General features: G+C 35.1%; 16 protein-coding genes. 11 read left to right on the top strand and 5 right to left on the bottom strand.

Annotated elements, in window-relative coordinates; translation table 11 throughout:
• Positions 1 to 17 precede the first annotated feature (17 nt).
• From MG292_RS04600 to acs, 5 genes are read left to right on the top strand one after another with little or no spacing between them, the layout of a single operon-like run.
• Complete coding sequence (locus MG292_RS04600; protein WP_264533880.1) at positions 18 to 212, top strand: hypothetical protein; 195 nt, start codon at positions 18 to 20, stop codon at positions 210 to 212.
• Positions 205 to 2910, top strand: coding sequence for an ATP-binding protein (locus MG292_RS04595; protein WP_264533881.1), 2706 nt, complete (start codon positions 205 to 207; stop codon positions 2908 to 2910). Before MG292_RS04600 ends, MG292_RS04595 begins: the two co-directional genes overlap by 8 nt.
• A 4-nt stretch (positions 2911 to 2914) precedes the next feature.
• On the top strand, positions 2915 to 3280 hold the full coding sequence (locus MG292_RS04590; RefSeq protein WP_264533882.1) for a response regulator transcription factor: 366 nt from the start codon (positions 2915 to 2917) through the stop codon (positions 3278 to 3280).
• 29 nt (positions 3281 to 3309) lie between these two features.
• On the top strand, positions 3310 to 5208 hold the full coding sequence (locus MG292_RS04585) for an acetate--CoA ligase (RefSeq protein WP_264533883.1): 1899 nt from the start codon (positions 3310 to 3312) through the stop codon (positions 5206 to 5208).
• 35 nt (positions 5209 to 5243) lie between these two features.
• The gene (acs, locus tag MG292_RS04580) at positions 5244 to 7151 is read left to right on the top strand and encodes an acetate--CoA ligase (RefSeq protein WP_264533884.1); all 1908 of its coding nucleotides are present in this window, start codon (positions 5244 to 5246) and stop codon (positions 7149 to 7151) included.
• A gap of 85 nt (positions 7152 to 7236) precedes the next feature.
• Here acs and MG292_RS04575 read toward each other — a convergent pair whose 3' ends face one another.
• The 5 genes from MG292_RS04575 to MG292_RS04555 form a co-directional block, all read right to left on the bottom strand.
• Positions 7237 to 7941: a glycoside hydrolase family 78 protein gene (locus tag MG292_RS04575; RefSeq protein WP_264533885.1), complete on the bottom strand. Its 705-nt coding sequence runs from the start codon at positions 7939 to 7941 to the stop codon at positions 7237 to 7239.
• 4 nt (positions 7942 to 7945) lie between these two features.
• Positions 7946 to 11284 carry an alpha-amylase family glycosyl hydrolase gene (locus MG292_RS04570; RefSeq protein ID WP_264533886.1) on the bottom strand — a complete coding sequence of 1113 codons (3339 nt, stop codon included), beginning with the start codon at positions 11282 to 11284 and terminating at the stop codon, positions 7946 to 7948.
• A 78-nt stretch (positions 11285 to 11362) separates the two neighbouring features.
• Positions 11363 to 12514 carry a SusE domain-containing protein gene (locus MG292_RS04565; RefSeq protein WP_264533887.1) on the bottom strand — a complete coding sequence of 384 codons (1152 nt, stop codon included), beginning with the start codon at positions 12512 to 12514 and terminating at the stop codon, positions 11363 to 11365.
• 56 nt (positions 12515 to 12570) lie between these two features.
• On the bottom strand, positions 12571 to 14175 hold the full coding sequence (locus MG292_RS04560; RefSeq protein WP_264533888.1) for a RagB/SusD family nutrient uptake outer membrane protein: 1605 nt from the start codon (positions 14173 to 14175) through the stop codon (positions 12571 to 12573).
• 11 nt (positions 14176 to 14186) lie between these two features.
• Positions 14187 to 17105, bottom strand: a complete 2919-nt coding sequence (locus MG292_RS04555; protein WP_264533889.1) for a SusC/RagA family TonB-linked outer membrane protein — start codon at positions 17103 to 17105, stop codon at positions 14187 to 14189.
• A 222-nt stretch (positions 17106 to 17327) separates the two neighbouring features.
• Between MG292_RS04555 and MG292_RS04550 the strand changes: the two genes are divergently transcribed.
• The 6 genes from MG292_RS04550 (at position 17328) to MG292_RS04525 (ending at position 25831) form a co-directional block, all read left to right on the top strand.
• Entirely contained in the window at positions 17328 to 18353 is a 1026-nt protein-coding gene (locus MG292_RS04550) for a LacI family DNA-binding transcriptional regulator (protein ID WP_264533890.1), read from the top strand.
• Between the two features lie 192 nt (positions 18354 to 18545).
• Positions 18546 to 19883, top strand: coding sequence for an MFS transporter (locus tag MG292_RS04545; protein ID WP_264533891.1), 1338 nt, complete (start codon positions 18546 to 18548; stop codon positions 19881 to 19883).
• A 10-nt stretch (positions 19884 to 19893) separates the two neighbouring features.
• On the top strand, positions 19894 to 20547 hold the full coding sequence (gene pgmB, locus MG292_RS04540; RefSeq protein WP_264533892.1) for a beta-phosphoglucomutase: 654 nt from the start codon (positions 19894 to 19896) through the stop codon (positions 20545 to 20547).
• 81 nt (positions 20548 to 20628) lie between these two features.
• Positions 20629 to 22932 (top strand): glycoside hydrolase family 65 protein, encoded by a 2304-nt coding sequence (locus MG292_RS04535; RefSeq protein ID WP_264533893.1) that lies wholly within the window; start codon positions 20629 to 20631, stop codon positions 22930 to 22932.
• Positions 22933 to 23075: 143 nt separating this feature from the next.
• Positions 23076 to 23984: an alpha/beta hydrolase gene (locus MG292_RS04530; RefSeq protein WP_264533894.1), complete on the top strand. Its 909-nt coding sequence runs from the start codon at positions 23076 to 23078 to the stop codon at positions 23982 to 23984.
• 11 nt (positions 23985 to 23995) lie between these two features.
• Positions 23996 to 25831, top strand: coding sequence for a glycoside hydrolase family 13 protein (locus tag MG292_RS04525; protein ID WP_264533895.1), 1836 nt, complete (start codon positions 23996 to 23998; stop codon positions 25829 to 25831).
• The last annotated feature ends 5 nt before the right edge of the window (positions 25832 to 25836 follow it).

The raw sequence follows: 25836 nt of genomic DNA, 5'->3' as shown, positions 1-25836 counted from the left end.
TGTATATTTTTATAAGTATGAAAAAGAGACACGAACAAAAACTAGTTATACTTTCAATGCTAATGCTATTAGCCTTGAATATGCCTCTTTTATTACTTTTTGACAGCTCAAAGCCTATTCTTGGATTCCCTGTCATTTATATCTATGTATTTTCTACTTGGTTATTCACGATTGGCACTACCTACCTAATTATTAAACGTTATTATGAGTAGTTTGGGTCTTTTGTTTATAGTAGCATTATACATGCTTATTCTTTTTTACATTGCTTATTGGGCAGAGAAAAGAGGTCATTCCAAATGGTCAAATAACCCTTATATTTATTCCCTTTCTTTAGCCGTATATTGTACCGCTTGGACCTACTACGGAAGTATTGGTGTTGCTGCCAACTCAGGTTTAGGCTACCTCCCTATTTATTTAGGACCTATCATAATTATTCCAACATGGTTAATTATCTTAAAAAAAATTATCCGTATATCAAGAGTAAATAAAATCTCGAGTATTGCTGATTTTATTTCGTTGAGATATGGCAACGACAGGTTTTTAGGCGCATTAGTTACTACGATATGCATCTTTGCTATTGTACCCTATATTGCCTTACAACTTAAGTCAATTTCTGACACCTTTCATATTGTTACCGAAACTGAATCCAGTTCCAATATATTTTACGACACCACTACTTATGCGTGTATCGCATTAGCTTTATTTACTTCCTATTATGGAACGCGCTACGTAGATGCTTCCGAAAAAAGACGCGGAATCGTCACTGCCGTAGCAATGGAGTCTATTTTAAAACTTGTTTTCTTCCTCATTATAGGTATTTATGTAACTTATTTTGTATTTGATGGATTTGATGATATATATACTAAAGCATCTGTGCTAGAAAATTTTCATAAAAAAAATTCAATAGGAGGCTTATCTGGTAGTATCAATTGGTTTTTTCTGTGCATTTTATCTATGTTCGCTATTTTCCTTTTACCAAGACAATTTCATACAGCTATTGTCGAAAATAACAAAGAAATTCATATCCGAACAGCCATGTGGTTGTTCCCTTTATATTTATTACTCTTCAATATTTTTGTATTCCCAATAGCTTGGGGTGGCAACATCTTATTTCATGGAAAAAGTCTAAATTCAGACACCTACTCCTTGTTAATTCCTCAATTTTTTGAGAATAATACTCTTACTGTACTTGTTTTCCTTGGAGGCTTCTCAGCAGCGATTTCAATGATAATTGTTTCGTCAATTGCATTAGCAACCATGTTAAGTAATAACTTATTAATCCCTTATGGATTTGTAGGGTCTTTACAAAATAAATCACAAGAAAAAAACAACCAACGCATTATTCGAAGTAGAAAAATCGGAATCTTTTTATTGATTATTTTGGCCTATGCCATTTACCGAATCTTTATTTTAGACTACTCATTAGTCTCTATTGGACTGGTTTCATTTGTAGTAATTGCACAATTAGCTCCTGCTTTTTTTGGTGCTCTTTTTTGGAGAAGAGGCTCTAATAAAGGGGCTATTACTGGAATTATTATTGGTTTTATCGTTTGCTGTTATACCTTATTAATCCCATACGCTTTAGGAATTACAAATTCAACTAGCTTATTCATACAGCAAGGCCCTTGGGATATTGAATTACTTAAACCATTCCAACTTTTTGGTTTGGATTATCTTCAACCTATTCCTCATGCCTTATTTTGGAGTTTATTCTTTAATTTAATGAGTTTTGCTGCTGTTTCTGTGAGTTTTAGAGGCAATTATAGAGAACGCAATTATGCCGAAATGTTTGTCGACATTGACAAATACATTACCAATCACGAGGATGCTTTTGTCTGGAAAGGTACCGCATATGTATCCGATATTGAACGCGTTTTACAACGGTTCTTAGGGGAAGAAAGAACCAAACGTGCGCTATCCATTTTCAACTTAAAATACAATATTGACAAAAATGTAGCTACTGCCGATGCTCGTTTTATCAAGTTTGCCGAAAATTTATTGACGGGGCATATTGGCACGGCTTCTGCCAAAATATTAATTGCTAGTGTAGTGAAAGAAGACGAAATTAGTTTGCCTGAAGTATTACGAATTTTAGAAGAATCGAAAGAAAACATAATCATCAATAAAAAACTTACAGACACTTCTAATGAATTGCAAAAAATATCCGAACAGCTAAAAATTGCTAATGAAGAACTTGTGAAAAAAGACATTCAAAAGGACGAATTTTTAGATACGGTTACACACGAATTACGTACACCAATCACTGCTATACGTGCCGCAAGTGAAATTTTGCACGACGACGAAGAGGTGCCATTTGAAATGCGCAAACAGTTTTTGCAAAATATTATTTCTGAATCCGATCGTTTGAATCGTTTGATTGATAAAATTTTGGATTTAGAGAAATTTGAAACCGGAAAACAAAAAATATATCTCTCTAGAAACAACATCGTAAAGACAGTCGAAAAAACTTTAGACTCTCTGAAACAACTCATCAACAACAAAAAAATACAGATAGAATTTGAAGATGCCGGCAAAGAAATCAGAGCATTTTATGACGAAGAGCGCATCATTCAAGTCATTCATAATTTATTGTCTAATGCCATCAAATTTTCAGCTGAAAAAGACGGTTTAATTAGCATACAAATTATAGAAAATGAATCTAATGTTGCCGTAACAATTCACAACAACGGCAAAGGAATTAAAAAAGAAGATTTTGAAGCCATTTTTGATAAATTTTACCAGTCGAGAAATCAAAATGTAAAAAAACCTATTGGTAGCGGATTAGGATTAGCCATTTGTAAACAAATTATAGAACATCATAAAGGCGCTATTTGGGCCGAAAACAATGTAAAAGAGGGAGCCACTTTTGTCTTCACATTACCCAACTACAACACAACAGAAAACAACTAAGAGGATGAAAAAAATAGTAATTGTAGACGACGAACCCAATATCGTAATGGCTTTAGAATATACTTTCAAAAAAAATAATTTTGAAGTATTCATTGCCCGTGATGGGAAAGAAGCGCTGGAAATCATAGAAAAACAACTACCAGACGTCATCATTCTCGATGTAATGATGCCTATGGTAGATGGATATGCTACTTTAGAAGAAATAAAAAAAGACGACCGTTTAGCGCATTGCAAAGTCATTTTTCTTTCAGCAAAAAACAAAGACAAAGACATTGAAAAAGGTTTAGCATTAGGAGCAAACTTGTATGTCGTCAAACCTTTTTCTGCTAAAAAATTAGTAGAACAAGTACACGAATTGATTGAAAACTAATCCCATTTCTTATTTTAAAATACTTTACCATGAATTATAAAAACACCTACGCCGCAAGCACTGAAAATCCAGAAACTTTTTGGAAAGAACAAGCCCATAATATTCATTGGTTTACACAACCAAAAACAATTCTATCTTCGGATGAAAATGGGTATCCGCTTTGGTACAAAGACGGAGAATTAAACGTGTGCTATTTAGCATTAGACAAACACATTGAAGAGGGTTTTGGTGACCAAGTGGCTTTAATTTATGACTCACCCGTGACTCAAACTGTTAAAAAATATACTTTTTTAGAAGTAAAAACCGAAGTTGCAAAATTAGCCGGAGGTATGCAATCTTTGGGATTGAAAAAAGGAGATACTGCAGTTATTTATATGCCTATGATTCCACAAGCCGCATTTGCCATGTTGGCTTGTGCGCGAATTGGCGTTACTCATTCAGTAGTTTTTGGAGGATTTGCTCCTCACGAATTAGCCATTCGAATTGATGATTGCAAACCTAGAGCTATTATCACCGCTTCTTCTGGGATTGAAATCGACCGATTGATTGCTTACAAACCGTTGGTTGACGAAGCCATTCAATTAGCAGAACACAAACCTAAAAAAGTAATTATTCTGAATAGAAAATTAGGTGCCAAAGTGCCGTTCAAGAAATACGATGTGGATTATGATGCTTTGGTTTACGGATCTGAAGAAGCCGAGTGTGTACCGTTGAACTCCACACATCCTTTGTATGTTTTGTATACATCCGGAACTACTGGTAAACCAAAAGGGATTGTGCGTGATTCTGGCGGGTATGCCACTGCTTTGAAATATTCCATGCAAAACGTGTACAACGCCAAAGAAGGCGAAGTATTTTGGGCTGCATCGGATGTGGGTTGGGTTGTAGGGCATAGTTATATTGTATATGGCCCACTAATCAATAGAAATACAACTATTATTTTTGAAGGAAAGCCAATCAAAACACCGGACGCGAGTACGTTCTGGAGAATGATTGAAGAGCATAAAGTAAGCGTTATGTTTACGGCTCCAACGGCCATTCGTGCTATTAAAAAAGAAGATCCAAACGGAGAATTCATAAAAAAACACGATTTAAGTTCGTTGAAAATTCAGTTTTTAGCCGGAGAACGTTGCGATGTAGCCACTTTAGAATGGTACCAAGAACATATTCCGGTTCCGGCAATTGACCACTGGTGGCAAACAGAAACGGGTTGGCCAATTGTAGCCAATATGATGGGAATTGAATATTTACCAATCAAACCAGGATCTGTTGGAAAAGCAGTTCCAGGATACGATATTAAAATTTTTAGTGAAAACGGAACTGAAGTAGGACCTAACGAAGAAGGATATGTAGTGATCAAATTGCCTCTACCTCCAGGAACCTTATTGGATTTATGGAAAGACAACCCAAGATTCAAAGCAGGTTATTTGGAAAAATTCCCAGGATACTATTTTTCAGGTGATGGCGGATTCAAAGATGATGATGATTATATTTTTATTACCGGTCGTGTGGATGATGTAATCAATGTAGCGGGTCACCGCCTTTCTACTGCCGAAATGGAAGAAATTGTTGCTTCACATTCGTCTGTGGCAGAGTGTGCCGTTATTGGAATTAATGACGAACTTAAAGGTCAAATTCCATTGGCACTAGTAGTAATAAAACACGGAGAAGATATTGAACATTTCCAATTGGAACAAGAAATCGTAAAATTAGTGCGACAACAAATCGGGGCAGTAGCTTCGCTACGAAATGTGGTAATTGTGCAACGTTTACCAAAAACCCGTTCGGGTAAAATTCTTCGCAAACTAATGCGAAGCATCACTGATGGTGAAGAATACCAAATCCCATCTACTATTGATGACGAAGCTATTGTAGGTGAAATCATTGAAGTATTAAAAAAATATAAAATTGGAATTTATAGTAAATAAAAATAACCGAATAACAACATATTAAATAGAATACCATGAGTTATTACAAAATTGAAAATCTAGAAGAATATTTTAAACATTACAAAAAATCAATTCGTGAACCTAAAAAATTCTGGGACAGAATTGCTTCTGAAAACTTTACTTGGTACCAAGAATGGGACAATGTAATTGATTTTAATATGGCTGAAGCCGAAATCAAATGGTTCACCAATGCCAAAGTTAACATTACCAAGAACTGTATTGACCGCCATTTGGCTAAAAGAGGAGATAAAACGGCGATTATTTTTGAACCAAACGATCCATCGGAAGCAGCACAACACATTTCGTATAATGAATTGTACGAACGAGTCTCAAAAATGGCCAATGTGTTGCGAGAGCAAGGCATTAAAAAAGGAGATCGTGTTTGTATTTATTTACCAATGATTCCAGAATTAGCCATCTCATTATTAGCTTGCGCTAGAATTGGAGCCATTCACTCTGTAGTTTTTGCAGGATTCTCTGCCTCTGCGGTGGCTTCAAGAATCAATGATTGTGAGTGTAAAATGGTCATTACCTCTGATGGAAGTTACCGTGGTAACAAAGACATTGACTTAAAAGGCATTGTTGATGAAGCATTAGAAAAATGCCCTTCTGTTGAGAAAGTATTGGTTGCCAAAAGAACCAACACCAATGTCAACATGAAAGAAGGTCGTGACCAATGGTTGCAACCCCTTTTAGATGACGCAATGAACACCAACGTCGCTGAAATCATGGATGCTGAAGATCCATTATTTATCCTTTATACTTCAGGTTCTACAGGGAAACCAAAAGGAATGGTACACACCACAGCAGGATATATGGTATATACTGCCTATACTTTCAAAAATGTATTCAGTTACGAAGAAAATGACATTTTCTGGTGTACTGCCGATATTGGTTGGATTACAGGACACTCATACATTCTATACGGACCTTTATTAAACGGTGCAACTACCGTAATTTTTGAAGGAGTTCCTTCGTATCCAGACTTCAGTCGTTTCTGGGAAGTGATTGAAAAACACCAAGTAACTCAATTCTATACTGCCCCAACAGCTATTCGTGCTTTGGCAAAAGAAAGTATAGAATATGTTCAAAAATACCCTCTACAATCATTAAAAGTAATTGGATCAGTAGGAGAGCCTATTAATGAAGAAGCTTGGCACTGGTACAACGACCACGTGGGTGGAAAAAGATGTCCAGTAGTCGATACGTGGTGGCAAACCGAAACAGGTGGAATTATGATTTCGCCTTTAGCTTTTGTAACACCCACAAAACCAACCTATGCTTCACTTCCATTACCGGGTATTCAACCGGTATTGATGGATGAAAAACGCAACGAAATAGAAGGCAATCAAGTGACTGGAAGTTTGTGCATTAAATTTCCTTGGCCTAGTATTGCTAGAACCATTTGGGGCGATCACCAACGTTATAAAGAAACCTATTTCAGTGCTTTCCCTGGAAAATATTTTACAGGAGACGGTGCGTTACGTGACGAAGTAGGTTATTACCGAATTACAGGTCGTGTGGATGATGTGGTGATTGTTTCTGGACACAATTTAGGAACAGCACCAATTGAAGATGCTATCAATGAACACCCAGCAGTAGCCGAGTCAGCTATTGTAGGTTTCCCTCACGACATCAAAGGAAATGCGTTGTACGGATTTGTTATTTTGAAAGAAACAGGGGAGTACCGTGATAGAGATAACTTGAGCAAAGAGATTAACCAACATATTTCAGACCATATTGGACCAATTGCCAAATTGGATAAAATCCAATTCGTTTCAGGTTTACCAAAGACACGTTCTGGAAAAATCATGCGTAGAATTTTGCGTAAAATAGCCGAAGGTGATTTCTCTAATTTTGGAGATACTACCACTTTATTGAATCCTGAAATTGTAGATGAAATTAAAAATGGGAAAATTTAGTTTTTAGTTTATGTGTTAATTGTAGTTGAAAAAAGCTACTCCTTTCGAGGAGTAGCTTTTTTGTTTGTAATACTATTTAAAACAATTAATTAGTTCTAAAATTCCAAACTTGACCTCTTGTTTCACCCCCTTTATTGTCTTTAACCACTATTCTCCAATAATACTGTGTAGCTGCTTGTAATGAAGTAGCCTCAAAAATTGAAGATGTACTATTTTCTAAAACTTTTACGGTTGGTGGATTTACAGTTCCTAAGTAAACATCGTAAGTTAAAACATCCGCTACATCAGCATCAGAAGCAAACCATTTTAAGGTTGCTATAGTTCCCGTAATAGTGGTATTTGTTTCTGGCTGGATTATTTCCGGCAAAAAAGGTAAATGATTCGTTACACCTATTCCTTCAGTATAAAAACTATACGTTCCTGAATAAGCACTAGAAGCATTTTTACTATCAATAGCTTTTACTCTCCAATAATAGGCTTTCCCCTTATCTAATGTAAAAGTTTGAGTACGCGAAGATACATCAGCAGTACTTACAATTTGTACAAATTGATTATCTGTTGCAATCTGAATCTGATACGTTATGGGATTGTTTTCTGCATCCGTTGATGTACCCCATTCAAAATTCACTACGTTATTAATGCACAATAAAGCATTTGTTGGAGCTACCAAAGTTGGAACAGTTGGTGCTGTATTTGCCGGTTCAGGTGTTGGAGTTGGCCCATCAGAACCTCCACCTCCACATGAGATAAACAAAAGGGATATACAAAAAAAACATATACTATTTCTCATCTTTTTACTCTTTTACAATTGTTAAACTAATTGGAGTTTCTAAATGTACTTTTGCAAAATATATTCCGGCTGATTCCTTTTCTAAATTAAGCTGAACCTTCCCATTTATTACGGAATACGTATCTTTTGAAATCAATTGTCCATTCAAATTATATAATTCAACGGCTATTTCTGTTTGAAGAGTTGGTACAGCTATTTCAATTAATCCATGTGTCGGATTTGGGTAAGCTACACAACCATGTAATGGATCCATAATACTCGTTGCAAAAACTCCTTCACATGTTTTAGCGGTTTTTATCTCAAGAAAATCCCCTTGTTTTACTGGCAGATTAAAACTTGTTGCAGTAGTTTGAAATTGAGGTAATCCATTTACAAATACTTCAAAAGGGGCAGTCCCTTCGGATATTTGGACTGAAGCCACATTAGAAGATACGGTTGTTTTACCTGTTAAAGAAGAGCCTCTTGCAATAGTCAAGCTATAACACTGTTCAAAGGTTTTACCAGGAATTGTAATACAAACTGAATAAGTCCCAGGGGCTAAATTAGAAAGAGTCAAGCTATTATTGGTGAAATTATACGATGTTCCATTGATAGTAGCAACATAATTATACGTTTGAGCACCCGTAATAACTATTTCTCCATTATTTTTATTCAAACATGATTCAGCTTTAGCTTCAACATTAAAATTATCTGATGGTAATGTAAAAGGTGCGTTAGCTCCAAAAGCTTGTTTGTTCCCATAAATTTTAAATTGTCCTGGTAAAACCGTAATTGGATCATTAACATTAATCACATTCAAACTCGAATTGTCCATTAAATTAAACCATTCTCCAGCATACGGAAATCCTGTTGGTACACTTTTACTTGTGACATCAAAATTTGCGATAATTATAACATCTTTCAAACTTGTTGCTGGTAAATTGGTATCGGTAATTTTGATGGTTTGCAATAATGAACTCACATTAGTTATTGTCGCAGTTCCTGAAAAAACAGGCTCTTCTGTTTTTAGACGAATCATTTTGGCCCAATCCGAATAGATTTTAAATCTATTAGCATTAGCTAACCAATTATTCGTCCATTGCAATTGTGGTTTGGTATCTAACTTACAATCACCTGTTGCAGCATCTGAAGAAGTATTTACCGTCCCATTATTACAGGTAAAAATTGAATCGTCATACCCTAGTTCTCCAAAATGCCAAATCATTTTTGGTCCAGGAACCAATAAAGAAACTGCTCCAATCGCTGACATTCTTGACAAAGCTGTGTTTAATGTTTTAACATTATGAGCTGAGTTAGCACTATTACCATATTGAATATTTTTATACATCAAACGTTCTTCGTCGTGACTTTCTGCATATCCTATCAATCTGTGATTGGCAAATCCTCTACTAGCACTATTCATTCTGGAAATATTTGATACATATCCCATTGAAAGTTCATTATATTCATAGTTCATTTTACCCCACAACATTATTCCTTTGCTAGGCGACTCAGTTATTCTATAATTTGCCCATTCTTTCTCTTCTGCATCCGTTCCTAAATGTTCAAAAATGGTATAATGAGTAGGGTCTAAACTCCAAGAATAATCGGCATAGGTTTTTAACACTGCAACACGATCTGCTCGATAAGCATTAGTACAGGTTTCATCTCCAGCGGTGCATTCTTGCGTAAATCCTTTAGTCAAATCCCAACGGAACCCATCAATTTTAAATTCCTCAATCCAATGTTTTATGACACGTTTTGTGTAATTTTGAGTTCGTAATTGTTGATGATTAAAATCTTCCCCTACACTGTAACTATGCTTAGCCACGGTATTAAAATATGGATTTTCAGTCGAAGGACTCCCCCAACCGTCGCCATCAGGGTCATTCATCCACATTCGAATCATTGGATTTCTACCAAAAGCATGATTCAAAGCCACATCTAAAATGACCGCAATACCTTTTTGATGGCATTTATCAATTAATTCTTTCAGTTTGTCAGATGTCCCATAAAACTTATCTAAAGCCAAATGAAAAGCTGTATTGTATCCCCAACTTTCATTACCTTCAAACTCCATTACAGGCATAAGTTGAATCGCATTAATTTTCAAATTTTTAAAATAATCTAATTTATCAATCACTGCCTGAAAATTTCTACTAGCGTCAAAATCTCGAACTAACAATTCATAAACAACCAATTTTTCTTTAGCTGGTTTTACAAAATTAGTAGTAGCTGTACTCCAATTATAAGGTGTTTGACCTGTTTGTAACACTGTAACTTCACGTTCCTGTCCTGTTGGGTAAACAGGCAAATTAGGGTAGGATGCAGAGGGGATAGAGGGATCGTCATAAGGAGACAAAACCAAAGTAGAATAAGGATCGGCAGTTTTTACCATAGCAGGTGTACCAGCTATTGGGGTGGCATCTACCACCCAATATTGATAGGTATATTTTGTTCCTGAAGTCAAACCTGTCAATTCCAACCAAAATTTATCCGAATTGGTATCCTTTTTCATAGCATAGGCATTAGTGGGTTGCCAATTATTAAAACTTCCCGCTACATATACAAAATCTTTAAAAGGAGCATCTAAAACCAAAGTAGCTTTTGTCGCATCGTTAGGATCATAATTAATTCCTTCAACTAAATTAGATGGTAAAGCTTGACTGTTATTTCCAGGATTGACAATAACCGAAAACTTTTTCGTAATGGTTGTAGTTCCTTGAAGCACTTCTAATTCATAATTCTGATTACTTATAATATTAGTTTGTGTATAAGAATAATTTGAAGTCGAAACGTTGGTATTAATACTCACTCCATTCGATTTCAAATTATAACTTGCATTTCCGTTAGTGTTAGTTGCTGTTATAGTAAAACTAGAACCTGAATTTAAAATAGTAGCGCTATTTGGGGTTGGAGCCGTCAGATTAACTTGAAAAGAGCCTACTTCAACTAAAATATCTTGTGACTTTTTATCGCCAGTACCATCTTTAGCTTTGATCAGGAAACCTATTTTTCCAATTCCTGTAGTATTATAATATGTCGTGGGAGTGAAAGTCTTGGTATATGTATCGTTTGCTTGATTGTAGGTGAATTTACTAGCCTCATTAGAATTATTCCAATCTCCATTCAGTGGATTCCCTTTGGTAGTCACTCCATCGAGACCAAATGCCCAAGCCCACATATACAAACTATTACCTGTAACTCCCCAAGTAGCTTCATTGATACTACTTCCATTGATTGTAATTGTAATTGATGTGTTTTCCTCAAAAGCGGCAGGACTCACACTATAAGTTGCGGTTTGTTGCTGAGCAAATGCAGTAAAACCTTGTACAAATAAAAAAATTAGTAGAATTCTTTTCATTATTGAGTTGTTTGGTTAGTTAAAACAAAAAAAGCACTTAATTATACAAATTAAGTGCTTTTTATCGAATACTACATTTTATTGTGGCATTAATCGTAAGTTATAATTAGCAGAGTTTCTGATATCTAAAACTACTTTATAAGTACCAGCAGTAGGTACTTTCATATTACCACCACCGAGTTTAATTTTATATTGTCCACCTGTAGTAGTATTTTCAGTATTTCCTGAAAGGGTTCCCATTTTTACTGACCAATCATCTTTCAAACGAATTAAAAATTCATCAGCAGCTAATGTTAATGTAATCGTATACATTTGATAATATGGAGAACTTGGATTTGTGTCAAATGTCAATGGCGTCCCTGCACCCCATCCATTTGGTGTAGCAGCACCAATAATTGATACTTGTCTTTGATCCATGGTATAGGTACCTGCTGCCCAATTGACTGTGAAGAAATAAGTTCCTCCTGTAGAAGGCTTAATGTTATTTCCTCCTAAAACCCCTGAAAAAGCTCCTGATCCATTCGATTCTCCCCTATCTCCATTCCATGACGGAACCGGAGAAAATTTGAATTCTGGTGTAGCATTAGCAAACCATACAAATCCCTCATATATACCATTATTTCCAGCTGAAAATAACTTTGCAACAGCTGCATCTCCTGGAGACCAATCTGAACCATACCCACTGGCTCCTTGGTAATTTCCAGGAACATAAATTCTTGAAAACTCATCGTAAGTATCGAATGCTGTAGCCGTAATTGTAATCTCATTTGAAACCACAGTATATGCATCTACCGTTGATGATGATTGATTCAATGGACTCCCAACTACACGTAGTTTGTAAGTTTGAGAAGTTCCAATTGGACCACCAGCACCTAACAAAGCTGCATTCAATTGCCTGTTTGTTATCGCTTTCTCTAAATTAACAGAGGCATTAACAGCAAAATCACCTAATGGAAAAGTTCCTGGAGTTGCAAAGTTTCCTGTGCTTTTTATTACTTGCAAAGTATATCTTGCGGCAGCAGAATATCCAAAAGTAGATGAAGTCCACTTTACAGTAAACGCGGTTGCAGAAGCAGTAGAAGCCGATAAAGCATAAGTACCACCTGTTGGAGCAGAGAGAACAATGGCGTCTCCTTTTGCTGCCACTGGATCCAAAAGATCATCTGAACAAGAAACTAAACTTGATAGTATTCCTGCTACTAAAATTAAACTTAAATATATTTTTTTCATAATTATTAATTTATTTCCAACGGTAAAAAAATTAGTACCAATGGATTTTTTAAACATTAATATCCTGTATTTTGAGTCAAATTAGAATTGGTATTCAATTCAGTTTGAGGTATTGGGTATACATTGAATTTAGAATCAATACTAGCTCCATTCAATGCATTTCCTTTCCACTGCCATAATTTTGCGCTTCCAGTAAATTTATTAGCACGAATTAAATCCTGTCTTCTATGACCTTCCCAATACAACTCTCTAGCTCTTTCATCTAATATAAAGTCTGGTGTAATATCAGAGTCATTTGCAATAAGAGGAGCTCCAGCTCTAGCTCTCAAAGTGTTAACATACCCTCTGGCTACTGACTTTGATGCAGAAGCCACATTATTAGCTGCTAATTCTGCATACATTAAATAAGCATCTGCCAATCGAAATAATGGGAAATCAGTATCTGTATGTGTCAAATTACTTCCATTTGCTCCTGCGGAAGTTTTATTTGAATATTTTTTAACTTTTAATCCTCCATTTCCAAAGAAATCAGAAACCGAATTAATAGTTAGAGAAGAGGTTGATGCAGCATCAAACATTGCTCTTCTATCGGTTGCTCCTGATAAATCAGAGAATAAATTAGCAAATTCTTTTCTAGCTGCTAATCCATACCAGCCACCATCAATTCCCATATCTGAATTCCATCCTCCTGTTGAAGCATGAATAATGAAAGTAGTCCCTCCCCAAGTTTTAGTATTTACACCATTAAAACGTATTGGAAAAATAATTTCAGCTCGTACTGCAGTTCTATCATTATCTGCCATGAATAAATTGCTGTAAGGAACATTTGCAATTGAGTATGAAGAACCAATAACTGAATTGATTGCAGCAAGGGCTTCAGCATCTTTACTAGCTCCTGTGTACACCTTGGCATTTAAATATAACTTAGCCAATAACATTTTAGCCGCTACTTTATCTACTCTCCCGTATTCATTAGTTCTAGCGTCTTTTAAATCAGCATCTATAGCATTCAATTCTGACACTAAATAATTAAATACATAGGTTCTATCTTTCTCAACTGGTTTAGTTCCAACCAAATCATTTTCAGTTGCAAAAGCAACTTTTCCAAACAGATCAATACCATGATAGTACGAAAGTGCTCTTAAGAAACGAACTTCAGCTCTAAAAACTTTAATTTCTGCTTTTAAAGCATCACTCACACCTCTTGAAGCTAATTTCTCGTCAGTTGTAGCACGTAAAAACTCATTAGCTAATCCAACTTGATAAAAAACTCTTGCATAAAATGCTTTAACAAAACGGTTATCAGCATTCCATGTATGGTTATTTAATTCAGGAAGTGTTGGGTCTCCCCATGAAACCATTGCTTCATCAGTAGGTAACTCCTGTAGTTGCCAATACCCTCTAAGATATTGACCGAAACCTTCATCTATTCCTTGAATATCAGCACTCCCATCAGGTCCATTCTGACCTGTAACAGCTAAACCTGCATAGATTTTAGCTAAAAATTGTTTGTAAGAACTCGGATTAGAGTAAAATGCTTCTGATGTAAAATCATCATCATCTTTTGGGGTTACATTCATATCATTGGTACATGACATAAAAAATGCAACTAATCCAAAAAATACAAATAATTTAAAATTAATTGATTTTATCTTTTTCATAATAGTTTATATTAAAAATTATAGTTTAACCCTAATAGGAACATTCTTGCACGTGGATAAATTGTACTATCTATACCTCCAAACACCTCAGGATCCATTCCTTTATATTTAGAAATTGTTAGTACGTTTTGAACCCCTGAGTATAAACGTAAAGAGGATGACTCTACATTAAATGGAGATTCTATTAAGTAACCAATCGTTACATTGTCTAATTTTAACCAAGATGCATTTTTAACATAATAATCTGATTCAGCTCTTTTTTGAGTAAATAAAGTATTACTAAAGTCTACTGTTGTATTATTAATTGCATTAACATTATTATCTGAAATACTTTGAGACAAGAAACTTCTACTTGCATTTACATTATCAAAAATATAATTTCCTAAACTTGTTCTCCAAGCCATTGAGAAATCCCATTTTTTGTAGTTGTAGTTTGTCATGAATCCCATTGTAATATCAGCATTTGGTTTTTTAAATGCATGTTTATCCAAAGAGGTAATTTGACCATCTCCATTTCTATCAACATACACTCCTTCTAAAGGTTTTCCTGCGGCATCATACACTTGCTCGTATAACCAGAATGTATTAGGTGCCAAACGCTCTTGATGAATTTGTGTGTACAAGTCCAAACCAACTGAACCTTGTGCAAAATTCAATCCGCCTAAATCTTTAATTTTAATATCATTATAAGCAATGTTATAATTAAAACTTAATGTAGAATTTTTAGTTTGAATTGCTTTATAATTAACATTTAACTCGGCCCCTTTTGAAGTTAATGACCCAATATTTTGAAACCCAGCAGTTCTAAAATTTTGTAATGAACCTTCTGGCACATAAGCAATCAGATCATTAGACGTTTTACTGTAAACATCTAAAGTACCTGTAACTTTATCATTAAATAATCCAAAGTCTAAACCTGCGTTAATAGTAGTGGTTTCTTCCCATTTCAAATTACGGTTGTATCCTTCTGGTCTTCCTAATTGGTAATATTGATCTCCAAATTGGTAGGTAGCGCCCGAAGTTGCAGCACTTAAATTATATCTTTGAAAATAATCGTATGCAGCAGCCCCAATATCTTGCTGTCCTGTAACACCCCATCCTAAACGTAATTTCAATTCAGAAACTGTTTTAGAATTTTTCAAAAATTCTTCACTAGAGATTTTCCAAGCGAACGCAGCTCCAGGAAAATTACCCCAACGATTTAACTCAGAAAATCTTGAAGAACCATCACGTCTAAAATTCACTGTAAGTAAATATTTATCACTCAAATCAATATTTAATCTTGAATAATAGGCTTGTAAATTAACTCCTGGACTTGTAACAACATCTGGTTTTTGCTCAGACAAAGGAAGCAACTTATTAGTTGAATAATAACTTTCTGACTCGAAATTTTGGTACGAATACCCTGCTGTTAAATCCACTTTAACTTGACCAAATTTTTTATTATAATTCAAATACGAATCTAATAATGTATTGGTTGAATTACCCCACGTATTTTGGTCATAACCTAATTTAGCCGCATTATATATCCCAGATCTAGAATTAGGACTCACCAAGTTAGTTCCTTTGCCTTGGCTTCTGTCGTATCCTAAATTAACAACTGCTTTTACATCTTCAAAAAAATGTAATTTATATTCCGTTTGAATATTACCATAGAATCTATTACTTCTTCCTCTATTTTCTTTCTGTTGCAATAAAGCAACAGGGTTTGAAGCTCCATAAACAGTATAATTATTTGGTGAATTCAAAGTATAATACTCCTTATATCCACTAAACGGAGAATTTGGATCGTAATTAACAAAAGTCGGGTTAAACGAAATTGCTGCACCAATAGCCCCTTCATCAGCATATCTATTTTTTTCTGTTGCATAATTGGCATTCACCTCAAATTTCAAATGATTATCCAAAAACGATGGAGTCATCGATAAAGCAATCGTATTTCTTTTAAAAGAAGAAGTCTCTAAAACTCCATCTATAGAAGTATTACCTACAGATAATCTTGTTGGTATTGCTTTCAATAAATTCCCTCTGAAAGAAACATCATTAGAAAATGTAATACCATTGCGGTAAATTGCATCTTGCCAATCTGTACTTCCAGTTCCTAGCAAAGACACTCTAGAAGGCACATAAGTTGTAATTAAGTTTCTAAACTCATCTGCAGAATAAACATCTACTTTTTTTGCAATAGTATTTAAAGTAGTTAATGAGTTATAAGAAACTTTTATTCCATCTTGTTTAGATCCTTTTTTGGTTTTAATCAACACAACTCCATTAGACCCTCGCGAACCATAAATAGCTGTAGCCGAAGCATCTTTCAAAATAGAAAACGATTCAATATCATTCGGGTTAATTGATGACAATCCATTATTAACTGGTAAACCATCAATAACTACTAAAGGATCATTGGAAGCTCCTAACGAAGCTCCACCTCTAATTCTAATTGCAGCTCCATCTCCTGGACGACCACCTTGAGTAACTACTACACCTGCAACTCTACCATTAAGCAAGTTTTCAGTATTTGTAATAGCTCCTTTATTAAAGTCTTTTGCAGTGATAACAGCTACAGAACCTGTTGCATCTTTCTTTTTAACTGAACCATAACCCACCTGAACTACCACTTCTTGTAATTGATTTTCAGATTCTTGAAGTTTGATTGTTAAATTGGTTTGATTAGTAAAAGTAACCGTTTGTGCATTGTATCCTACAAATGAAAATACAACTGCATCTCCCTGCTTGATTTTTGACAGCTTGAATTTTCCATCAAAATCTGTAGTAACATTTTGTTGTGTTCCTTTTACAACTACATTCACACCAGAGATTGGCTGATTCGATTTAGAATCAACAACAACACCACTTAATGAGCTCTGAGCCAATAAGCCTGCAGGTAGGAGTAGTAATAAAACGAACAACTTTTTGTAAATTGCTTTCATACTTGTTTGTTTAAATTAATTGATTATTATGCTTTCCTTTTACTTCGAGTAACAAACATAATAAAAACGATAACGTTTTCGATATATACTACAACGATTTCTTTTTACGAAAACGTGATAGTGTTGAAAAGTTTATATCATCATGAAATTAAATCGGATATTTTTGCGATTAAAATAAATTAACAATACTTTTATTGTATCTAACTCATCCTACCACCTTAAATGAAAAGAAAAGTAACGCTAAAACAAATTGCTAAAGAACTTGATGTTTCCATATCTACGGTATCAAAATCATTAAGAAATAGTCATGAAATAGGTGAAGAAACCCGATTGAAAGTACAGGCCTTTGCTAAGTTATACCATTACAAACCTAATAATATTGCCCTAAGTTTAAAAAACAGAAAAACCAAAACTATTGGAATAATTATTCCTGAAATAGTGCACTATTTTTTCTCTACAGTCATCAATGGAATTGAACATGTTGCTAATGAAAACGGATATAGTGTAGTTATATGTTTATCAGATGATTCCTTTGACAAAGAAGTCTTGAATATGGAGATGCTTGCTAACGGTAGTATCGATGGCTTTATTATGTCTCTTTCTAAAGAAACTCAGTACAAACGTGATTTTCATCACATTAGCGAAGTAATTAGTCAAGGTATGCCCGTAGTTATGTTTGATCGAGTGACTGATGAAATTCTTTGTGATAAAGTCATCATTGATGACAAAACAGCTGCATATGAAGCAGTACAAAGTTTAATCGAAAAAGGAAAAAAGAAAATAGCTTTAGTTACCACGGTAGATTATGTGAGTGTAGGAAAGCTTAGAACAGATGGTTATATAAAAGCTTTATTAGATTACGACATCCCATTTAATGAAAATCTTATAATTAAAATTGAAGATATTGATACCTGTGAAATTACAATTGGAAAACTGTTAGAAGACAAAGCCATCGATGCCGTTTTTGCTGTAAATGAATTATTTGCTGTTACTATAATTAAAATGGCAAATAAAATGGGCCTTAACGTACCTAGAGACTTAGCTGTTATTGCATTTACTGATGGTATTATTTCCAAATATTCGACCCCTACAATTACTACAGTAAGTCAAAATGGAAAAAAAATGGGAGCTAAAGCAGCAAAGATGCTAATCAAACGATTAGAATCCGAAGACTATGATGAAGGTGAAGAAAACTATACTACTGAAGTAATTTCAACACATTTGATTGAAAGAGAATCCACAAGTTAAATTTAATTTGTTAATTTGTTCGTTACTACAACCTTGTAGTTCACTTTTTTTGTTTAAAATTCATTTTTTGAATTAAATGTAAATTTTATATCTCTATATTTGGAGCATCAAAACTTTTACTTTTACTTCGAAAATTATAGTTAAGTTTTGATAAGCATAGCGCTTATCGTATTAATTTTAAAAATTACGATAATGGAAAAGCGTAGATTAAGTACCTTTGAAATCTGGACTATGAGCTTTGGTTTCCTTGGGATACAAATGGGATTTGCATTACAAAATGCTAATGCAAGCCGAATTCTTCAAATTTTTGGTGCCGATGTTCATGAACTCTCTTGGTTTTGGATTATAGCTCCGCTAATGGGACTTATTGTACAACCAATTATTGGTTACTATAGCGACAAAACTTGGGGAAGATTTGGGAGAAGAAAACCCTTTTTCTTTACGGGAGCTATTCTTGCTTCTATTGGATTAATCCTAATGCCTCAAGCTGAAATTTTCATTGCCGTACTCCCTGCATTATGGGTAGGGGCTGGAATGTTAATGATTATGGATGCTTCGTTTAACATTGCTATGGAACCTTTCAGAGCTTTAGTAGGAGACAATTTAAGAACCGATCAAAGAACAGCAGGATTCAGTGTCCAAACCGCTTTAATTGGTTTTGGAGCTGTAATTGGATCTTTACTTCCATACACTTTAAGCAACTGGTTTGGAGTTTCCAATAAAGACGAAGCCGGAGGAGTCCCATACAACTTAATTCTATCTTTTATCATTGGAGCTATCGTATTAGTAGGATCAGTGCTTATCTCGGTTTTAAGTACTAAAGAATATTCGCCAGCCGAATTAGCGCAATTTTCAGATGAAAAAATAACTCCAAAAAAAGAATCCAGTCTTTTAGATGTAATTGATGATTTCAGACAAATGCCTACCACTATGAGGCAATTGGCTTTTGTACAATTCTTCTCTTGGTTTGGATTGTTTGGCATGTGGGTATTTACCACTCCTGCCATTGCCCACCATATTTATGGTTTACCTATAAGCGATAATAAAAGTGAAGCCTATCAAAATGCTGGAGACTGGGTTGGTGTTCTTTTTGGAGTATATAATTTAGTGTCTGCATTTTATGCATTTGCCTTGCCTTATATCGCAAAACAAATAGGCCGAAAATTAACCCACGCCATCTCATTAATCATTGGAGGTTTGGGGTTAATTTCGATGTATTTTATGCCCAATGAAAACTGGTTGATTCTTTCTATGATTGCTGTTGGAATTGCTTGGGCTAGTATTTTATCAATGCCTTTTGCCATTCTTGCAGGCTCCATTTCGCCTTTTAAAATGGGGGTTTATATGGGGATTTTCAACTTTTTTGTGGTGCTACCACAAATCGTAAATGCCTTACTAGGTGGTCCACTTGTAAAATATGTATATCATGACAACGCCATATTTGCTATTGTAACCAGCGGAGTTAGTTTTATTATTGCCGCACTTTTAGTTACACGAGTTAAAGATGTTGATGACGTAATAAAAAAATAAAATTTAATTAATGACTAAAAAAGCATTCCTATTCGACCTTGACGGTGTAATTGTCGATACGGCTAAATACCATTATTTAGCCTGGAAAAAAATCGCAACCGACTTAGGTATCGAATTTACACACGAACACAACGAATTATTAAAAGGGGTTAGCCGCGTACGCTCACTCGAAATCATTTTAGGCTTGGGACAAGTTGAAGCTTCGCAGGAGCAAAAAGACCAATGGTTAATTCAAAAAAACGAAGATTACTTATCTTATTTGGTGGATATGGATCAGAGTGAAATTCTTCCTGGAGTGATGCCAGTATTAGAATTTTTAAAAGCCAATCAGCAACCCATCGCTTTGGGTTCAGCAAGTAAAAATGCACGACCTATTTTAGAGAAAACAGGAATTCTATCTTATTTTGATGCCATTGTGGACGGTAATGACGTAAGTAACGCCAAACCAGATCCTGAAGTTTTTCTTCAAGCAGCACAAAAATTAGGTGTTTCCAATGAAAACTCGATTGTTTTTGAGGATTCGGTTGCTGGAATTCAAGCCGCAAATATTGCCAATATGACCAGTATTGGAATTGGAGAGGCAACCATTTTAAACGAAGCGAAATACATTTTTAAAGACTTCACTTATATTGATGAAGCTTTTTTAAATTCACTTATAAAATAAATTTTGTTTCAAGTTTCAGGTTTCAAGTACCTACTTAACTTGAAACCTGAAACTTGAAACTTTTTTAAAACAAAAAAAAGAATGAACCAAGATTATATTAAACCAGACAACTGGTCGATTATTGAAGAAGGATTTGATGTAGAACGAGTAAAATCATCCGAAAGTCTTTTTAGTATTGGAAACGGTGCTATGGGGCAACGTGCCAATTTTGAAGAAACCTATTCAGGCGAAACCTTCCAAGGAAGTTATATTGCCGGAATCTACTACCCAGACAAAACCAAAGTGGGCTGGTGGAAAAATGGCTATCCAGAATATTTTGCCAAAGTATTGAACGCTCCTAATTGGATTGGAATCGATATCGAAATCAATGGGGAGAATTTAGATTTGCACAACTGTACTTCGGTTCGTAATTTCCGTCGTGAATTGAATATGAAAGAAGGTTGGTACCAACGTTCTTTTGAGGCTAGTTTACAAAACGGAACCGAAATTGCAGTGAACGTAAAACGTTTTCTATCTTTAGATTTGGACGAAATAGGAATCATTAATTATGACATTTCTCCTTTGAACAAAGACGCCAAAATTGTATACAAACCCTATATTGATGCAGGTGTAACCAATGAAGATGCCAACTGGGAAGAGAAGTTTTGGGAACCATTAGAGGTAAAAAAAGGGAATAACGAGGCTTTTGTAACCGCTCAAACGTTCAAAACACATTTCAAAGCAACTACTTTTATGCACAATAGTATTTGGGCCAATGGAAAAAATGAAAACATTTCGCCTGTTGCTATTGATGCTTCTTCTGAGAAAATCCAATACAGTTACGAAACCGTAATTGCCAAAGGTCAAACGTCTGCGATTCAAAAAATTGGTGGATACACTGTTTCGATGAATCATGCTAACACGCAAACAGCAGCGGAAAATGTAATTAAATCGGCTTTAGCCAAAGGATATGAAGCCCTTTTAGAAGAGCAAAAAGTTGCTTGGGCTAAAATCTGGGAAATGTCAGACATCACCATCGAAGGCGATGTCAAAGCGCAACAAGGAATTCGTTTCAATATTTTCCAATTGAACCAAACCTATTTAGGAAAAGATTCTCGTTTGAATATTGGACCAAAAGGATTTACCGGAGAAAAATACGGCGGCTCTACTTATTGGGACACCGAAGCGTATTGTATTCCTTTCTACATGGCAACAAAAGACCAAGAAGTAGCCCGTAATTTATTGACCTATCGCTACAATCAATTGGACAAAGCTATTGAAAATGCAGCTAAATTAGGGTTTACCAATGGCGCCGCTTTGTATCCAATGGTAACCATGAACGGAGAAGAATGCCACAACGAATGGGAAATCACATTCGAAGAAATTCACCGAAATGGAGCGATTGCTTTTGCCATTTTTAACTATTACCGTTATACGGGAGATTACAGCTATATTCCTGAAAAAGGATTGGAAGTATTGATTGGTATTGCTCGTTTTTGGCACCAAAGAGCTACTTTCTCAACAAACAAAAATCAGTATGTGATTTTAGGCGTTACAGGACCAAATGAATATGAAAATAATGTCAATAATAACTTCTATACCAATTATATTGCTAAATGGTGTATTGATTATGCGGCGGAACAAATTCAAAAAGTATCTTTAGAATACCCATCCGATCACAAACGTATTATCGAAAAAGTAAATTTATCGAATGCTGAGTTGCAAGAATGGAAAAAAGTAGCTGATAACATGTACTTCCCTTACTCAGAAAAATTAGGAGTATATCTACAACAAGACGGATTTTTGGATAAAGAATTAGTTCGCGTGAGCGATTTAGATAGAAGCCAACGTCCAATCAACCAAAAATGGTCTTGGGATAGAATCTTACGTTCGCCATACATTAAACAAGCCGATGTATTGCAATGTTTTTACTTCTTTGAAGATCATTTCTCTAAAGAACAATTAAAAAATAACTTTGAATTTTACGAGTCCTTTACAGTTCACGAAAGTTCGCTATCGCCTTGCGTGCATTCTATTCAAGCCGCTGTTTTGGATAAAATGGAAATGGCATACACCTTCTATTTAAGGACCTCTCGTTTGGACTTAGACGATTATAACAAAGAAGTAGAAGAAGGATGTCATATTACTTCTATGGCAGGTACTTGGATGAGTATCGTAGAAGGATTTGGTGGCATGCGTGTAAAAGACAACACCTTACATTTTGCACCTAAAATTCCAAAAGAATGGCAAGGGTACTCCTTCAAAATTAATTTTAGAAATCAAATTGTAAAAGTAACTGTGAACCAAAAAGCAACTCAAATTGCTTTAGAAGGCAACTCCCCTATTACTGTTGTGGTGAATGGAAAAGAAGTTACTGTGGAGGCTAATGGTTTAGTGAACATATAACCAAAACAGACTGGGTTAAAATCAAGAATTAAAATATAGGCCGAACCTACGGTCTTTGAAGTAAATCAAAGTTCCGTAGGAACGACTCACTATTTAACAACGGATTTTAATCCGTTGAATGACACGGTAAAAATAAAATCACTATGAAAAAAATCATCGTATTTCTTATCACATCTATTGCTTTTGGACAAATACCTCAAGCAAGTACGGGGAAAGTACATCGTCTTGAAAACTTTAAATCGAACTATGTTGATTCAAGAAATATTGATGTTTGGTTACCTGAAGGTTATTCAGGTGCTCAAAAATATGCTGTTTTGTACATGCATGATGGGCAAATGTTATATGATGCAGCAACAACTTGGAACAAGCAATCATGGGAAGTTGATGAAGTCGCTGGTGAATTATTATTTAAAGGAAAAACCAAACCTTTTATTGTGGTGGGTATTTGGAATAATGGACAAAAACGACATCCCGAATATTTTCCGCAAAAGCCCTATGAAAGTTTAAGTCTAACTCAAAAAGATTCGATAACGGCTCAATTACAAAAAGCAGGAAGAACGAAAGAAATCTTTCAACCCATCTCCGATTTGTATCTAAAATTCTTGGTGACCGAATTAAAACCCTACATCGACAGCCATTTTGCTACTTTAACAAACAGTGAAAACACATTCATTGCGGGCTCTAGTATGGGCGGACTAATCTCCATGTATGCTATCTGCGAATATCCTGAGGTTTTTGGAGGAGCAGCTTGTATTTCTACCCATTGGCCGGGAACATTTAGCACTCAAAACAACCCTATTCCAGATGCTTTTATCAATTATATGGAGTTGCATTTGCCAAATCCGAAAACGCATTCCATCTATTTTGATTATGGCAATAAAACACTAGATGCCTTATATCCTGATTTACAGAAAAAAGTAGATCTATTAATGCAAAAAAAAGGTTTTACAAACACCAATTGGACCACCCAATTTTTTGAAGGTAAAGATCATTCCGAAAAATCTTGGGCAGAACGGTTACATATTCCTTTGCAATTTTTATTAAAAAAATAAATGTTACTTCTATGAAAAAATTACTCTTTTTATTATTGACTACAACATTTGCATTTGCTCAAATAGACCGAGTTGAACCTCCTTTTTGGTATGCCAATATGAATTTATCAGAAGTGCAAATTATGTTCTACGGAAAAAACATTGCACAAAATGAAGTAAGTGTTTCTAATGGAGTAGTCATCAAAAACATTCAAAAAACGGAAAATCCAAACTATCTTTTTGTAACTGTTGATACCAAGAATATTCCTGCTCAAGACTTGCTTTTTTCGTTTTCGAAAAATAAAAAAGTAACATTTACCCAAAAATACAGTTTAAAATCAAGGAGAGAAAATTCACGTTTCCGCAAAGGATTTGATAGCTCCGACATGATTTATTTATTAATGCCCGATCGTTTTGCTAATGGTAATCCGAACAATGACAGCACCCAAGAAACGATTGAAAAAGCCAATCGTACTAATAAAGACGGACGCCACGGGGGTGATATAGAAGGGATTATCAAAAACCTAGACTACATCAAATCATTGGGGACTACCGCACTTTGGCCTACCCCACTTTGCGAAGACAATGACGAAAAAGGATCGTATCATACTTACGGTCAATCTGATGTATATAAAATTGATTCTCGTTTTGGAACCAATGAAGATTATGTTCGATTGAGTGCCGAATTGCACCAACGTGGTATGAAAAACATAATGGATTATGTGACCAACCATTGGGGATACCAACATTGGATGATGAATGATTTGCCTACTTATGATTGGATTCATCAATTTCCTGGTTTTGCGCAAACTAATTACCGAATGACCTCTCAGTTTGATCAAAATGCTTCCAAAACAGATGCTCAAATCTGTATGGATGGATGGTTTGTCAAATCCATGCCTGATTTGAACCAATCGAATCCTTTGGTGTTAAATTATTTAATTCAAAATGCCATTTGGTGGATTGAATATGCCGACTTAGATGGGTTCCGAGTGGACACCTATTCGTATTGCGACAAAAAAGGAATTGCTGCTTGGACCAAAGCCATTACAGATGAATATCCACATTTCAATATCGTAGGAGAAGTTTGGATGCACGATCAAGCTCAAATGGCCTATTGGCAAAAGGACAGTAAAATTGGAGCTATTCAAAGCTATAATTCCAATCTGCCTTCGGTGATGGATTTTACGCTGCACGATGCTATTAACGGAGGTGTTTTTAACGAAAACAAAGCCAGTTGGGACAAAGGAATAATTAAAGTATATGAAAATTTTACCAATGATTTCTTGTATCCAAATACAAACAACATCTTAGTTTTTGCCGAAAATCATGATACCAACCGCTTCAACCAAATCTACCAAGGGGATTTCAAAAAATACCAAATGGCGATGAGTTTAGTGGCTACCATTCGAGGAATTCCACAATTGTATTATGGTTCTGAAATTGGAATGAAAGGGGATAAAAATGTTGGGGATGGTGATATTCGCAGGGATTTCCCAGGCGGATGGAAAGGCGATTCCAACAATGCTTTTTCTAATGAAGGTCGTACCAAAGAGCAACAACAATTTTTTGATTTTACTGCCAAATTATTCAATTGGAGAAAAGGAAAATCGGTAATCCACAACGGGAAAACCACCCATTATGTTCCTGAAAATAATGTCTATACTTATTTTAGATACAATGATGCTGAAAGCGTAATGGTAATCATCAACAATTCAGATGAAAAACAAGATCTGGCTGTTGCTCGTTTTAAAGAAAATACGCAACACTATTCAACAGGAAAAGACGTAATTTCTGGACAAAGTATCAATATTAAAAACAACATCACTATCGAGGCTAAATCGGCTTTGATATTGGAACTTAAATAATTATT

It is taken from the genome of Flavobacterium keumense (assembly GCF_029866485.1).
GTDB classification, from domain to species: domain Bacteria; phylum Bacteroidota; class Bacteroidia; order Flavobacteriales; family Flavobacteriaceae; genus Flavobacterium; species Flavobacterium keumense.
The sequence above is the reverse complement of the archived record's forward strand: the minus strand, read 5'-3'. Positions and strand labels throughout refer to the sequence as shown.

Excerpts from the sequence above, each read along its gene's own strand:
- MG292_RS04560 (WP_264533888.1), bottom strand. The coding sequence starts at position 14,175 with ATGAAAAAGATAAAATCAATTAATTTTAAATTATTTGTATTTTTTGGA.
- acs (WP_264533884.1), top strand. The coding sequence starts at position 5,244 with ATGAGTTATTACAAAATTGAAAATCTAGAAGAATATTTTAAACATTAC.
- MG292_RS04555 (WP_264533889.1), bottom strand. The coding sequence starts at position 17,105 with ATGAAAGCAATTTACAAAAAGTTGTTCGTTTTATTACTACTCCTACCT.
- MG292_RS04585 (WP_264533883.1), top strand. The coding sequence starts at position 3,310 with ATGAATTATAAAAACACCTACGCCGCAAGCACTGAAAATCCAGAAACT.
- MG292_RS04535 (WP_264533893.1), top strand. The coding sequence starts at position 20,629 with ATGAACCAAGATTATATTAAACCAGACAACTGGTCGATTATTGAAGAA.
- MG292_RS04530 (WP_264533894.1), top strand. The coding sequence starts at position 23,076 with ATGAAAAAAATCATCGTATTTCTTATCACATCTATTGCTTTTGGACAA.
- MG292_RS04600 (WP_264533880.1), top strand. The coding sequence starts at position 18 with ATGAAAAAGAGACACGAACAAAAACTAGTTATACTTTCAATGCTAATG.
- pgmB (WP_264533892.1), top strand. The coding sequence starts at position 19,894 with ATGACTAAAAAAGCATTCCTATTCGACCTTGACGGTGTAATTGTCGAT.
- MG292_RS04590 (WP_264533882.1), top strand. The coding sequence starts at position 2,915 with ATGAAAAAAATAGTAATTGTAGACGACGAACCCAATATCGTAATGGCT.
- MG292_RS04595 (WP_264533881.1), top strand. The coding sequence starts at position 205 with ATGAGTAGTTTGGGTCTTTTGTTTATAGTAGCATTATACATGCTTATT.
- MG292_RS04565 (WP_264533887.1), bottom strand. The coding sequence starts at position 12,514 with ATGAAAAAAATATATTTAAGTTTAATTTTAGTAGCAGGAATACTATCA.
- MG292_RS04570 (WP_264533886.1), bottom strand. The coding sequence starts at position 11,284 with ATGAAAAGAATTCTACTAATTTTTTTATTTGTACAAGGTTTTACTGCA.
- MG292_RS04575 (WP_264533885.1), bottom strand. The coding sequence starts at position 7,941 with ATGAGAAATAGTATATGTTTTTTTTGTATATCCCTTTTGTTTATCTCA.
- MG292_RS04525 (WP_264533895.1), top strand. The coding sequence starts at position 23,996 with ATGAAAAAATTACTCTTTTTATTATTGACTACAACATTTGCATTTGCT.
- MG292_RS04550 (WP_264533890.1), top strand. The coding sequence starts at position 17,328 with ATGAAAAGAAAAGTAACGCTAAAACAAATTGCTAAAGAACTTGATGTT.
- MG292_RS04545 (WP_264533891.1), top strand. The coding sequence starts at position 18,546 with ATGGAAAAGCGTAGATTAAGTACCTTTGAAATCTGGACTATGAGCTTT.